General features: G+C 55.9%; 11 protein-coding genes. 8 read left to right on the top strand and 3 right to left on the bottom strand.

Features of this window, described 5'->3' with window-relative positions; translation table 11 throughout:
* Nucleotides 1–113: 113 nt before the first annotated feature.
* The 3 genes from pyrG to queE all read left to right on the top strand — a co-directional run bounded on the left by pyrG (nt 114) and on the right by queE (nt 3,946).
* Nucleotides 114–1,751, top strand: coding sequence for a glutamine hydrolyzing CTP synthase (gene pyrG / locus AAF463_RS15125; protein WP_007891723.1), 1,638 nt, complete (start codon nt 114–116; stop codon nt 1,749–1,751).
* A 75-nt stretch (nt 1,752–1,826) separates the two neighbouring features.
* Entirely contained in the window at nt 1,827–3,125 is a 1,299-nt protein-coding gene (gene eno / locus AAF463_RS15120; RefSeq protein ID WP_350261024.1) for a phosphopyruvate hydratase, read from the top strand.
* A 149-nt stretch (nt 3,126–3,274) separates the two neighbouring features.
* A complete protein-coding gene (gene queE, locus AAF463_RS15115) occupies nt 3,275–3,946 on the top strand; it encodes a 7-carboxy-7-deazaguanine synthase QueE (RefSeq protein WP_110868307.1) in 672 nt (223 codons plus the stop codon).
* A 54-nt stretch (nt 3,947–4,000) separates the two neighbouring features.
* On the opposite strand, the gene queD is transcribed toward queE, so the two are convergent.
* Nucleotides 4,001–4,360 (bottom strand): 6-carboxytetrahydropterin synthase QueD, encoded by a 360-nt coding sequence (gene queD, locus AAF463_RS15110; protein WP_167391191.1) that lies wholly within the window; start codon nt 4,358–4,360, stop codon nt 4,001–4,003.
* 297 nt (nt 4,361–4,657) lie between these two features.
* Here queD and cysJ point away from each other — a divergent pair, with 297 nt between their 5' ends.
* From cysJ to AAF463_RS15095, 3 genes are read left to right on the top strand one after another with little or no spacing between them, the layout of a single operon-like run.
* On the top strand, nt 4,658–6,460 hold the full coding sequence (gene cysJ, locus AAF463_RS15105; protein ID WP_222185577.1) for an NADPH-dependent assimilatory sulfite reductase flavoprotein subunit: 1,803 nt from the start codon (nt 4,658–4,660) through the stop codon (nt 6,458–6,460).
* Nucleotides 6,460–8,184 carry an assimilatory sulfite reductase (NADPH) hemoprotein subunit gene (gene cysI, locus AAF463_RS15100; protein ID WP_101762597.1) on the top strand — a complete coding sequence of 575 codons (1,725 nt, stop codon included), beginning with the start codon at nt 6,460–6,462 and terminating at the stop codon, nt 8,182–8,184. Before cysJ ends, cysI begins: the two co-directional genes overlap by 1 nt.
* The gene (locus AAF463_RS15095; protein ID WP_192236506.1) at nt 8,181–8,915 is read left to right on the top strand and encodes a phosphoadenylyl-sulfate reductase; all 735 of its coding nucleotides are present in this window, start codon (nt 8,181–8,183) and stop codon (nt 8,913–8,915) included. The genes cysI and AAF463_RS15095 overlap by 4 nt, the downstream gene beginning before the upstream one ends.
* Nucleotides 8,916–9,114: 199 nt before the next feature.
* Here the strand turns inward: AAF463_RS15095 and AAF463_RS15090 are convergent, their stop codons facing one another.
* Complete coding sequence (locus AAF463_RS15090; protein WP_350261023.1) at nt 9,115–9,399, bottom strand: YciI family protein; 285 nt, start codon at nt 9,397–9,399, stop codon at nt 9,115–9,117.
* A 9-nt stretch (nt 9,400–9,408) separates the two neighbouring features.
* The gene (locus AAF463_RS15085) at nt 9,409–10,431 is read right to left on the bottom strand and encodes an aminopeptidase (RefSeq protein ID WP_271461264.1); all 1,023 of its coding nucleotides are present in this window, start codon (nt 10,429–10,431) and stop codon (nt 9,409–9,411) included.
* A gap of 248 nt (nt 10,432–10,679) precedes the next feature.
* Here AAF463_RS15085 and cysG point away from each other — a divergent pair, with 248 nt between their 5' ends.
* Both cysG and cysD read left to right on the top strand, forming a co-directional pair.
* Nucleotides 10,680–12,095: a siroheme synthase CysG gene (gene cysG / locus AAF463_RS15080; protein WP_350261022.1), complete on the top strand. Its 1,416-nt coding sequence runs from the start codon at nt 10,680–10,682 to the stop codon at nt 12,093–12,095.
* 9 nt (nt 12,096–12,104) lie between these two features.
* Nucleotides 12,105–13,013, top strand: coding sequence for a sulfate adenylyltransferase subunit CysD (gene cysD / locus AAF463_RS15075; protein ID WP_007893231.1), 909 nt, complete (start codon nt 12,105–12,107; stop codon nt 13,011–13,013).
* Nucleotides 13,014–13,021: the final 8 nt, after the last annotated feature.

Raw genomic sequence — 13,021 nt, 5'->3', positions numbered from 1 at the left:
CCTGTGGAGGACGATGGTGTGATTCATCAATTGTGGCTTAAGACGACTTCAAGTATACTATTTTCCCGTCTTGGTTATTCCACCGTCTTTAAACCTAAACTCTCAGGTTCAGCATGACAACGAATTATATTTTTGTGACCGGCGGGGTTGTTTCCTCTCTGGGCAAAGGCATTGCCGCAGCCTCCCTCGCAGCCATCCTTGAAGCACGTGGTCTTAATGTGACCATCATGAAACTCGATCCGTACATCAACGTCGATCCGGGTACCATGAGCCCAACGCAGCACGGTGAAGTATTTGTTACCGATGATGGGGCCGAAACCGATCTGGATTTAGGTCACTACGAGCGCTTCATCCGCACCAAAATGTCGCGCCGTAACAACTTTACTACCGGTCGTATCTACTCAGAAGTGCTGCGCAAAGAGCGTCGCGGTGACTATCTGGGCGCCACAATTCAGGTTATTCCACACATCACCAACGCCATCAAAGAACGCATTATTGAAGGCGGCGAAGGTCATGACGTGGTTCTGGTCGAGATCGGCGGTACCGTGGGTGATATCGAATCCCTGCCGTTCCTCGAAGCGATTCGTCAGATGGCGGTCGATGTCGGTCGTGAACACACCATGTATATGCACCTGACGCTGGTGCCATATATGGCGGCCGCAGGCGAAGTGAAAACCAAGCCAACCCAGCATTCAGTGAAAGAGCTGCTGTCGATCGGGATTCAGCCAGACGTGCTGATCTGCCGTTCTGACCGCGCGGTGCCGGCGAACGAACGCGCTAAAATCGCGCTGTTCTGTAACGTGCCAGAAAAAGCGGTTATTTCCCTGAAAGATGTGGATTCCATCTACAAGATTCCAGGCATGCTGAAATCGCAAGGTCTGGATGATTACATCTGCAAGCGTTTCAATCTGAACGCGCCGGAAGCGAACCTGGCCGAATGGGAACAGGTTATTTACGAAGAAGCCAATCCGGGCGGCGAAGTGACCATCGGTATGGTCGGCAAATATGTCGAACTGCCGGATGCGTACAAGTCAGTGATTGAGGCCTTGAAACACGGTGGCCTGAAAAATCGCGTTACCGTGAATATCAAATTGATCGACTCGCAGGATGTTGAAACGCGCGGTGTCGAATTACTGAAAGATCTGGATGCTATTCTGATCCCTGGCGGCTTCGGCTACCGCGGTGTGGAAGGCAAAATGATGACGGCGCAATACGCCCGTGAGAACAACGTGCCTTACCTGGGAATTTGCCTGGGCATGCAGGTTGCGCTGATGGAATTCGCCCGCAACGTTGCCGGTATGGAAGGCGCGAACTCTACGGAATTTGTGCCAGACTGTAAGTATCCGGTGGTTGCGCTTATCACCGAATGGCGTGACGAAGAGGGCAACGTTGAACAGCGTACTGAGCAGAGCGATCTGGGCGGCACCATGCGTCTGGGCAGCCAGCAGTGCCAGTTGACGCCGGAAAGCAAAGTGCGTCAGTTGTACGGTTCTGAAATCATTACCGAACGCCACCGTCATCGTTACGAAGTAAACAATATGTTGCTGAAGCCGATTGAAGCGGCGGGTCTGCATATTGCCGGTCGTTCTGGCGACGATCAGCTGGTTGAGATCATTGAGATCCCGAACCACCCGTGGTTTGTTGCCTGTCAGTTCCACCCGGAATTCACGTCGACCCCACGCGATGGTCATCCGCTGTTCGCTGGCTTTGTGAAAGCCGCGCAGGAACACCAGAAGCGTTTAGCGAAGTAAGTTTCACGAACAACGCGCGAACTTTTCGCGCGTTGTTTGTCTTAGGATTGACTAACTTGTACTGAGGAAAATCGAATGTCCAAAATCGTAAAAGTCATCGGTCGCGAAATCATCGACTCCCGTGGCAACCCAACTGTAGAAGCAGAAGTGCATCTGGAAGGCGGTTTCGTTGGTCTGGCTGCTGCGCCATCAGGTGCATCAACCGGTTCTCGCGAAGCTCTGGAGCTGCGTGACGGTGACAAATCTCGTTTCCTGGGCAAAGGCGTAACCAAAGCGGTTGCGGCTGTTAACGGTCCAATCGCTAACGCGGTAACCGGTAAAGATGCCAAAGACCAGGCGAACATCGATAAGATCATGATCGAGCTGGACGGTACTGAGAACAAATCTAACTTCGGTGCTAACGCCATTCTGGCGGTTTCACTGGCTGCTGCTAAAGCTGCTGCTGCCTCTAAAGGCCTGCCGCTGTACGCACACATCGCTGAACTGAACGGCACCCCAGGCAAATACTCTATGCCGCTGCCAATGATGAACATCATCAACGGTGGTGAGCACGCCGACAACAACGTCGACATCCAGGAATTCATGATTCAGCCGGTTGGCGCGCCAACCCTGAAAGAAGCGATCCGCATGGGTTCTGAAGTCTTCCATCACCTGGCGAAAGTGCTGAAGTCTAAAGGCATGAGCACTGCAGTTGGTGACGAAGGTGGCTACGCGCCAAACCTGGGTTCTAACGCCGAAGCGCTGGCTGTTATCGCTGAAGCGGTAAAAGCAGCAGGCTACGAACTGGGCAAAGACATCACCCTGGCGATGGACTGCGCAGCATCTGAATTCTACAAAGACGGCAAATATGTGCTGGCTGGCGAAGGCAAAAAAGCCTTCTCTTCAGAAGAGTTCACCCACTTCCTGGAAGACCTGACCAAACAGTACCCAATCGTTTCTATCGAAGACGGTCTGGATGAATCTGACTGGACTGGTTTCGCCTACCAGACCAAAGTGCTGGGCGACAAAATCCAACTGGTGGGTGACGATCTGTTCGTAACCAACACCAAGATCCTGAAAGAAGGTATCGATAAAGGCATCGCTAACTCCATCCTGATCAAATTCAACCAGATCGGTTCACTGACCGAAACTCTGGCTGCAATCAAGATGGCGAAAGATGCGGGTTACACCGCGGTGATTTCACACCGTTCAGGTGAAACCGAAGATGCAACCATCGCTGACCTGGCGGTAGGTACGGCGGCTGGCCAGATCAAAACCGGTTCTATAAGCCGTTCTGACCGTGTTGCTAAGTACAACCAGCTGATTCGTATCGAAGAAGCGCTGGGCAGCAAAGCTCCGTTCAACGGTCTGAAAGAAGTTAAAGGCCAGGCGTAATCGCCTGAGTATGCTGCCTGCGGGCAGCATCGTCTGAATGAAGCCCCGCCTTGTGCGGGGCTTTTGCTTTTATTTGGCACGAAGCAGCTGTGACCTGGCGCATAAGATCTGCCATAATCTGCGCCTCAAATTTTAGACGTGAGTAAATAATGTTCTACCCGATTAACGAAATGTTCCAGACGCTGCAGGGCGAAGGTTTTTACACCGGTGTTCCGGCGCTGTTCATCCGCTTACAAGGATGTCCGGTGGGCTGTAGCTGGTGTGATACCAAACATACCTGGGAAAAGCGGGCGGATCGGGAGACCTCGCTGGGTGATATTCTGGTCAAAACCGTGGAAAGCGATGCGTGGGGCAGCGCCGATGCGGCCATGTTGATCGACACCATCCAACGTCAGGGCTGGACCGCACGTCATGTGGTGATCACCGGCGGCGAACCGGCGATTTTTGATCTGCGCCCTTTGACGGAACAATTAGAAGCGGCGGGTTTTGCCTGCCAGATCGAAACCAGCGGCACGCACGACGTGCAGTGTTCCGACGCAACATGGGTGACGGTTTCACCCAAGGTGAACATGCGCGGTGGCTATGATGTTTTGCCGCAGGCACTGCAGCGTGCCGATGAGATTAAACATCCGGTGGCGCGTGAGCGTGATGTGGAAGCGTTAGATGCGTTGCTGGCAGGCTTACACGACGATAAAAAGCGCATTGTGGCACTGCAACCGATCAGCCGTGGTGATGCGGCAACGAAGCTCTGTATTGAAACCTGTATCGCCCGCAACTGGCGGCTTTCGATGCAGACGCACAAATACCTGAATATTGCCTGAGTTCTAAGGTCGCCATGCATGGCGACCTCACTCACGGTTACGGCTTCACTGACCTCAACCGCGATAAACGCAGCCGGCGGTGCAGGTCTCTTTAATCATCACCGCACTCAATTCCGGCAGAATCGGCTTCATCTGATCCCAAATCCATTTCGCCAGCACTTCACTGGTAGGATTCTCCAGACCCGGAATGTCATTCAGATAGTGATGATCGAGGCGTTCATACAGCGGCTTAAACTTCGCCTTCAGTTCGGCAAAATCCATCACCCAACCGGTATGCGCATCCACTTCGCCGGTAATTTCTAATCGCACCAGGAATGAATGGCCGTGCAAACGCCCACATTTATGGCCTTCCGGCACGTGAGGTAAGCGGTGGGCAGATTCAAACTGGAACTCTTTAAATAACGTGGTAGACATAATGGCTCTCAGACTTAAAAACCGCTGAAGTCTACCTGAATTGCAGATTTTTCGCACCCGCTGGCAAAGAAAAGGGCATTTTGCGCCATCCCGACAGCAAAACGCCTAATTAACTCATTGAATCATATCGCCTTCATTTACCACTTTTGCTGGTTAACTTTACCCGAAAAACCACTTAGTCATTTTGGTTATTTAATATGTCGAAGGCGTATTTAATCGTTAATATACAGCCCGGTAACCTACGCACTCTTTCGCAACATATTGATCCGGACTTCTGACACTGGAATTTTTAACGCAATGACGACTCAGGCACCAGGTTCACTGCTTCCGTTATCACCGGAGCAACTCGCGCGCTTACAGGCGGCGACCACGGATTTCAACACCACTCAGATGGCCTGGCTCTCCGGCTATTTCTGGGGCATGGTCAATCAGACGCCGGGTGCGGCTGCCGCGCCAGCGCCTGTGCAGGCAGAAACCCCGACCATCACGCTGATCTCCGCCTCGCAGACCGGTAACGCGCGTCGCCTGGCTGAGCAACTGCGTGATGACCTGCTGGCTGCTAAGCTGAGCGTCAATCTGGTTAACGCCGGCGATTACAAATTCAAGCAGATCGGTCAGGAAAAGCTGCTGGTGGTGGTGACTTCCACGCAAGGCGAGGGCGAGCCGCCGGAAGAGGCCGTGGCGCTGCATAAATTCCTGCTGTCGAAGAAAGCGCCGAAGTTCGCAGGCACAGCGTTTGCGGTGTTCGGTCTCGGCGATACCTCTTATGAGTTTTTCAGCAAAGCCGGTAAAGACTTTGATGAACGTCTGGCTGAGTTGGGTGCAGAACGTCTGCTGGATCGTGTGGATGCCGATGTTGAATACAAAGAGCAGGCGAACGCCTGGCGTCAGCAGATCACCGAGATTCTGAAGGCACGTGTGCCGAGCGAATCGCCAGCACAGGCCGCCATCACCGCGGCGGGCAGCGTTAACCTGGTCGACAGCAGCCCGTACACCAAAGAAGAGCCGCTGGTGGCCAGCCTGGCGGCCAACCAGAAGATCACCGGACGCGATTCGGATAAAGATGTGCGTCACATTGAGATCGATCTTGGCGATTCTGGCCTGCGCTACCAGCCGGGCGACGCACTCGGCGTGTGGTTTGAAAACGATGACGAGCTGGTGCAGGAACTGCTGCAGCTGGTGTGGCTGAAAGGTGACGAGCAGGTCGACGTGCAGGGCAAAACCCTGCCGCTGGCCGAGGCGCTGAAAACCCATTTCGAACTGACGGTTAACACGCCACAAATCGTCGAACAGTATGCGGCGCTGTCCCGCAATGACGCGCTGCTGGCGCTGGCCGGTGATAAGCCGAAGCTGCAGAGTTATGCGCAGAGCTTCCCGATTGTCGATATGGTGCGTCAGGCACCTACCGAACTGAATGCCGAACAACTAACCGGCCTGCTGCGTCCGCTGACGCCGCGCCTCTACTCCATCGCCTCATCGCAGGCGGAGAACGAAACCGAAGTGCACATCACCGTGGGTGCGGTGCGCTTTGAAATCGACGGTCGTCAGCGCGGCGGCGGCGCCTCAACCTGGTTAGCGGATCGTATTGAGGAAGAGGGCGAAATTCGCGTCTTCATCGAGCACAACGATAACTTCCGTTTACCGGCTAACCCGGAAACGCCAGTGATCATGATTGGTCCGGGCACCGGCATCGCGCCGTTCCGCGCCTTTATGCAGCAGCGCGATAACGATGGCGCAGGCGGTAAAAACTGGCTGTTCTTCGGTAACCCGCATTTCACCGATGATTTCCTCTATCAGGTGGAGTGGCAGAAGTATGTCAAAGATGGCCTGCTGACCCATATTGATCTGGCATGGTCGCGCGATCAGGCCGAGAAGGTTTACGTACAAGATAAAATCCGCGCCAAAGGTGCGGAGGTGTGGAGCTGGTTACAGGAAGGCGCACACCTTTACGTCTGCGGCGACGCCAATCGTATGGCGAAAGACGTTGAGCAGGCATTACTGGATGTGGTGGTCGAACACGGCGGCATGGATCGTGAAACGGCTGACGAATTTTTAAGTGAGCTGCGCATTGAGCGCCGTTATCAGCGAGACGTTTACTAATGAGCGAAAAACATCCTGGACCGCTGGTCGTTGAAGGCAAGCTGGTCGACGCTGAGCGTCTGAAAAAACAGAGCAACTACCTGCGCGGCACCATCCTCGACGATCTCGACGATGGCCTGACCGGCGGCTTCACTGGCGACAACTTCCTGCTGATCCGTTTCCACGGTATGTACCAGCAGGATGACCGCGACATTCGTGCCGAGCGTGTAGCGCAGAAACTCGAACCGCGTCACGCCATGATGCTGCGTTGCCGTCTGCCGGGCGGCATCATCACGCCAACGCAGTGGCTGGCAATTGATAAATTCGCCACCGATAAAACCATTTATGGCAGCATCCGGTTGACCAACCGCCAGACCTTCCAGTTTCACGGCATTCTGAAGAAGAACGTCAAGCCGACGCACCAGATGCTGCACGAAGTCGGGCTGGATGCGCTGGCGACCGCCAACGACGTGAACCGTAACGTGCTTTGCACCTCGAATCCGGTGGAATCAGAGCTGCATCAGGAAGCGTACGAGTGGGCGAAAAAGCTGTCAGAGCATCTGCTGCCGCAAACCCGCGCTTACGCGGAAATCTGGTGGGACAAAGAGAAGGTCGCCACCACCGATAAAGAGCCGATTCTTGGCGAAACCTATCTGCCGCGTAAATTCAAAACCACGGTGGTGGTGCCGCCGCATAACGATGTCGATCTGCACGCCAATGACCTGAACTTCATCGCCATCGCCGAGCAGGGCAAGCTGATTGGCTTTAACCTGCTGGTGGGCGGTGGCTTGTCGATTGATCACGGCAACAAAGCAACGTATGCGCGCACCGCAAGCGAATTCGGCTTTCTGCCGGTCGAGAAGATCCTCGACGTGGCGGCTGCGGTGGTCACCACGCAGCGCGACTGGGGGAATCGTACCGATCGTAAAAATGCCAAGACCAAATACACGCTGGAACGCGTCGGTGTTGAAACCTTCAAAGCGGAAGTGGAAAAGCGTGCCGGTCTGACCTTCGAACCGATTCGTCCGTATGCGTTCACCTCGCGCGGCGATCGCGTTGGCTGGGTGAAAGGCATCGATGAGAAATGGCACCTGACGCTGTTCATTGAGAACGGCCGTCTGCTGGATTATCCTGGCCGTCCGCTGAAGCGCGGCATCGCCGAAATTGCCAAAATCCATCAGGGCGATTTCCGTCTGACGGCTAACCAGAACCTGATTGTGGCTGGCGTGCCGGAGAAGCAAAAAGCGCAGATCGAAGCCATCGCCCGTGAACACGGTTTGATGGAAGCGGTCACGCCGCAGCGTGAGAACTCGATGGCGTGTGTGGCGTTCCCGACCTGTCCGCTGGCGATGGCCGAAGCCGAGCGCTTCCTGCCGTCGTTCGTGACCAAAGTGGAAGAGATCATGCATAAGCATGGTGTCGGCGAAGAGCACATAGTGTTACGCGTTACCGGTTGCCCAAATGGTTGTGGCCGTGCTTTGCTGGCGGAGTTGGGTCTGGTGGGCAAAGCGCCGGGCCGTTACAACTTACACATTGGCGGCAACCGCGAAGGTACGCGCATTCCACGCATGTATCGCGAGAACATCAACGAAGGCGAAATCCTCGCCAGCATTGATGAGCTGGTGGCGCGCTGGGCAACCGAGCGTCAGGCCAACGAAGGCTTCGGCGACTTCGTGATTCGCACCGGCATTATTAAAGCCGTGGTTGATCCCGCCCGTGATTTCTGGGACTCGGAGGCAGTATGACGGTACTCGATCTCGCAGCACTGAATGGTTCATCAAAAGTTGACCGCATCATGGCGCTGGCGGAAAGCAATGTGCAGCTGGAGAAACTCTCCGCTGAACAACGCGTGGGCTGGGCATTAGAACAGCTGCCGGGCGCATTTGTGCTGTCATCCAGCTTTGGTATTCAGGCGGCGGTTTTGCTGCATATGGTGACGCAGCAGAAGCCGGACATTCCGGTGATCCTGACCGATACCGGTTACCTGTTCCCGGAAACTTACCGCTTTATTGATGAGCTGACCGACAAGCTCAATCTCAACCTGCAAATCTTCAGTGCGGAGACCTCAGCGGCATGGCAGGAAGCGCGTTACGGCAAACTGTGGGAGCAGGGCGTCGAAGGGATTGAGCAGTATAACCAGATCAACAAAGTGGAACCGATGAACCGCGCGCTGGAAACGCTGGGCGCGCAAACCTGGTTTGCTGGCCTGCGCCGCGATCAGTCTGGCAGTCGCGCCAGTTTGCCGGTGCTGGCGGTGCAGCGCGGCGTGTTCAAGATTCTGCCGATCATTGATTGGGATAACCGTCAGGTGCATCAGTATCTGACCCAACACGGATTGAAATATCATCCGCTGTGGGATGAAGGTTATCTGTCAGTGGGCGATACGCATACCACCAAAAAGTGGGAACCGGGCATGGCAGAGGAAGAGACACGCTTCTTCGGCCTGAAGCGCGAGTGCGGGTTGCATGAAGGTTGATTGGTAGGTGCTGGTTGTCTCCCATCCTTGGTTTGTGCTCGCTTTCCCCCTCCTCGGTCCTCCCCCATAAATGGGGGAGGAAGATGCTGCCATATGTGAGTTCTGAAGCTGCATGTGGCAGCATCTCCTTCCCCCGCTTGCGGGGGAAGGCCGGGATGGGGGACAGCCAGCACAATCGAGTAGGGAACAGCCAGCACAATCAGACCCCCTGCAACCCCACAAACTCTTCCGCCGCACGCGTCACATTCACTTTCGTCACTTCATAATGCGCCACCGCCACAAACGGATCTTCCGCCAGGATGGTATCTAATCGCGCACGATCAATATCCTTCACCAACAGCACGCCGCCCGTGCGTGGATCTTTGCGTCCCGCCGCAATAAACACGCCGTTAGCGAAATAGCGATCCAGCCAGCTAATGTGCGGTTCCAGTAACGCTTCCACTTCTTCTACCGGACGAAAATAGTCTAGATAAACCACGTACATAGGGAATCCTCAGGTTGTCGGATTAGCAAGCTCGGTCAGCAGCGGCAGCAGAATCTTCACGCTGTCATGCGTGCGCTGGGTGATGCGGCCAGGCAGCCAGTGATCGAGGTAGTTGAGGTTATCGCGCTCGGTTTGATGGCGCACATTGCCTTCCGGGAAGTGGCTGGAACGCGCGCGCTGCTGCTGCCCATCTTTGTTGCCCAGCGTCCAGTTGGCGGCGGTGACATCCATCAGTGGCATGCCGGCTTTGTCGAACGGATTGACGCCAGGATAATCGCGTGCGGTCATCGCGTGGCTGGCGGCGGAGATACCGTAACGGTGCGCCAGCTGCACGGCACGCGCGCTGGTCTGTTTGCGCACCGCCGCTGGCGTATTGATGCCGCTGTTAAAGTAGAGATGATCGCCGACAATCAGGCTATTCAGATCGATCACCAGCAGCGTGTTCTTCTTCTCCTGCGCGCTCATGCGCGCCAGATAATCATCCATGCCGTGCAAACCCGCTTCACCGGCGCTCAGCGCCACAAAGCGCACGCCGTAGTGCAGCGGTGTTTTGCTTAGCGCCTGCGCCAGCTCCAGCATCACGCCAAGCCCGGAGGCATTGTCATCCACGCCCTGCAAACGCAGGCCGCCGAGATTGTTATCGGCTTCGTGGCGGCTGAGCGGCGTCCAGGTATCCAGATGCGTAACGATCAGGATCTCCTGCGGCACTTCACCGGCCCGCGCGGCAATCACCGACGTGGCCGTAACTTTATGGGTGCGGCTCTCGCCCTTTTTCTCCAGCCAGCTATAGCTGGTTTTAAACTGGCGGGTATTACTCTGATATCCCAGTTGGCTGAACTGCTGCTGCAGATAATCGGCAGTCAGCAACTCGGCGGGACTGCCGCTCATGCGGCCGGGGAAATAAGTGGCGATATGGCGAAGCTGCTGTTCGGCAAAATGTCCTGGCGTGTTGTTGCTCGCAGCCTGAACAAAGAAAGGCAAACCGCCCGCGAGCAGTGCAGCCAGCACAGTGCGGCGGAGAGTGGCAAACATAGTTAGCGTCCTTTTCTGACATCCGGTCATGCTAAAAAAATTCCGACTTAGTATGAAACTGTGACGACACTTGCACAATTTGATTTGCTCCGAAACACCAGCAATATCATTTGTTAAGCACAAAATGTTATCAGCAATCCTGGGTCGTTATTCCATTCGGTAACTACTCATTCCAATTCGTAATTTCATCTGCTGGAAGGCCGGGACGTATAGTCGCGTTAACTTATTGTAAAACTTGCAAGGTTAACGTGGATTATCTGCCTCTCTTTGCCGATCTCAAAAGCCGTCCGGTGCTGGTTGTCGGCGGTGGCGAAATTGCTGCGCGCAAAATAGAACTGCTGCGGCGTGCCGGTGCGCGCGTGCTGGTCGCCGCGCGCGAACTCGGTCATGAGCTGCAGGCGCTGCTGGAAATTGAGGCGATTGAATGGATCGCTGAACGCTTTGATCCGGCGCAGCTGGATGGCGTGTTCCTCGTGATTGCCGCTACCGATGACAACGTGCTTAACGCGCAGGTGTTCGATGCCGCCAATGCGCGCCACAAGCTGGTGAACGTGGTGGACGATCAGCCGAAGTGCAGCTTTATCTTCCCGTCGATTGTCGATCGTTCACCGCTGGTGGTGGCCATCTCCTCCAGCGGCACCGCGCCGGTGTTGGCGCGTCTGCTGCGTGAAAAAATTGAAGCGTTACTGCCGGCCAATCTCGGACAGATGGCGGAAGTGGCTGGGCAGTGGCGCGACAAGGTGAAGCAGCGCTATCACCGCATGTCTGACCGCCGTCGCTTCTGGGAGCGCGCCTTTAACGGTCTGTTCGCCAGCCAGATGGCGGCGGGCAACGTCCATGAAGCGCGGCGCACGCTGGATCACGAACTGGAAAACGATAGCGACAATCAGGGCGAAATTACGCTGGTAGGCGCCGGTCCAGGCGACAGCGGTTTGCTGACGCTGCGTGGCTTGCAGGTGATGCAGCTGGCCGATGTGGTGCTGTATGACCATCTGGTCAGCGACGAAGTGCTTGAGCTGGTGCGGCGCGATGCCGACCGCATCTGCGTCGGTAAACGCGCCGGTGCGCATTCGGTGCCGCAGGAAGAGACCAATCAGATGCTGGTGACGCTGGCGCAACAGGGTAAACGCGTGGTGCGCCTGAAAGGCGGCGATCCGTTTATTTTTGGCCGCGGTGGCGAAGAGCTGCAGGCGGCGCAGGCCGCGGGTATTCCGTTCCAGGTGGTGCCGGGCATCACCGCTGCAGCAGGCGCAACCGCCTATGCCGGTATTCCACTGACCCATCGCGACCACGCGCAGAGCGTGCTGTTTATTACCGGTCACTGTCGCGCGGATGGCGACGGCATTGATTGGCCGTCGCTGGCGCGCGCACGTCAAACCTTAGCGATTTATATGGGCACGGTGAAAGCGGCGGAAATCGCTGCCGGTCTTATCGAACATGGCCGCGCCGCCTCCACGCCGGTGGCGGTGATTGGCCGCGGCACGCGTCAGGATCAGCAGGTGCTGACCGGCACATTGGATCAACTGGAGGCGCTGGCTGCGGCCGCGCCCACGCCAGCACTGTTAGTGATTGGCGAAGTCGTAAATTTGCACGGGCAATTGGCCTGGTTCCAACATTCGGCACAGCAGGGGGCTCGCGAGTCCGCCGTTGTCAATTTGGCTTGAGGAAAAATTATGGACCAAAATCGACTTACTCATCTGCGCCAGCTGGAGGCAGAGAGTATCCATATCATCCGCGAGGTGGCGGCCGAGTTCAGCAATCCGGTGATGATGTACTCCATCGGTAAAGACTCCTCGGTAATGCTGCATCTGGCGCGTAAAGCCTTCTATCCGGGCACGCTGCCGTTTCCGCTGCTGCATGTTGATACCGGCTGGAAATTCCGTGAAATGTACGAGTTCCGCGATCGCACCGTGAAAGCGATGGGCGCTGAGCTGCTGGTGCATCGCAACCCGGAAGGCGTGGCGATGGGCATCAACCCGTTTGTGCACGGCAGCGCCAAGCACACCGACATCATGAAAACCGAAGGCCTGAAGCAGGCGCTGAACAAATACGGTTTTGATGCGGCATTTGGCGGCGCACGTCGTGATGAAGAGAAGTCGCGCGCGAAAGAGCGTATCTACTCCTTCCGCGATCGCTTCCACCGCTGGGACCCGAAAAACCAGCGTCCTGAGCTGTGGCACAACTACAACGGCCAGATTAACAAAGGCGAAAGCATCCGCGTGTTTCCGCTCTCCAACTGGACCGAGCTGGATATCTGGCAGTACATCTTCCTCGAGAATATCGAGATCGTGCCGCTCTACCTCGCCGCGCCGCGTCCGGTGCTGGAGCGTGATGGCATGCTGATGATGATCGATGACGACCGTATCGATCTGCAGCCAGGTGAAGTGATCAAACAGCGCATGGTGCGTTTCCGTACGCTCGGCTGCTGGCCGTTGACCGGCGCGGTGGAATCAGAGGCGCAGACGCTGCCGGAAATTATTGAAGAGATGCTGGTCTCCACCACCAGTGAACGCCAGGGACGCGTGATTGACCGCGACCAGGCCGGTTCGATGGAAATGAAGAAACGTCAGGGTTATTTCTAAGGAGACGC

Origin of the sequence: Pantoea sp. BJ2 (assembly GCF_040255075.1) — a bacterium.
Taxonomy (GTDB): Bacteria; Pseudomonadota; Gammaproteobacteria; order Enterobacterales; family Enterobacteriaceae; genus Pantoea; species Pantoea leporis.
Note: the sequence above shows the minus strand (reverse complement) of the source record. Positions and strands in the feature narration are given on the sequence as shown.

What these genes read in the sequence shown, in the direction of transcription:
- cysI (WP_101762597.1), top strand. Translation starts at nt 6,460, where the DNA reads ATGAGCGAAAAACATCCTGGACCGCTGGTCGTTGAAGGCAAGCTGGTC.
- cysD (WP_007893231.1), top strand. Translation starts at nt 12,105, where the DNA reads ATGGACCAAAATCGACTTACTCATCTGCGCCAGCTGGAGGCAGAGAGT.
- eno (WP_350261024.1), top strand. Translation starts at nt 1,827, where the DNA reads ATGTCCAAAATCGTAAAAGTCATCGGTCGCGAAATCATCGACTCCCGT.
- AAF463_RS15090 (WP_350261023.1), bottom strand. Translation starts at nt 9,399, where the DNA reads ATGTACGTGGTTTATCTAGACTATTTTCGTCCGGTAGAAGAAGTGGAA.
- AAF463_RS15085 (WP_271461264.1), bottom strand. Translation starts at nt 10,431, where the DNA reads ATGTTTGCCACTCTCCGCCGCACTGTGCTGGCTGCACTGCTCGCGGGC.
- pyrG (WP_007891723.1), top strand. Translation starts at nt 114, where the DNA reads ATGACAACGAATTATATTTTTGTGACCGGCGGGGTTGTTTCCTCTCTG.
- queE (WP_110868307.1), top strand. Translation starts at nt 3,275, where the DNA reads ATGTTCTACCCGATTAACGAAATGTTCCAGACGCTGCAGGGCGAAGGT.
- cysJ (WP_222185577.1), top strand. Translation starts at nt 4,658, where the DNA reads ATGACGACTCAGGCACCAGGTTCACTGCTTCCGTTATCACCGGAGCAA.
- AAF463_RS15095 (WP_192236506.1), top strand. Translation starts at nt 8,181, where the DNA reads ATGACGGTACTCGATCTCGCAGCACTGAATGGTTCATCAAAAGTTGAC.
- queD (WP_167391191.1), bottom strand. Translation starts at nt 4,360, where the DNA reads ATGTCTACCACGTTATTTAAAGAGTTCCAGTTTGAATCTGCCCACCGC.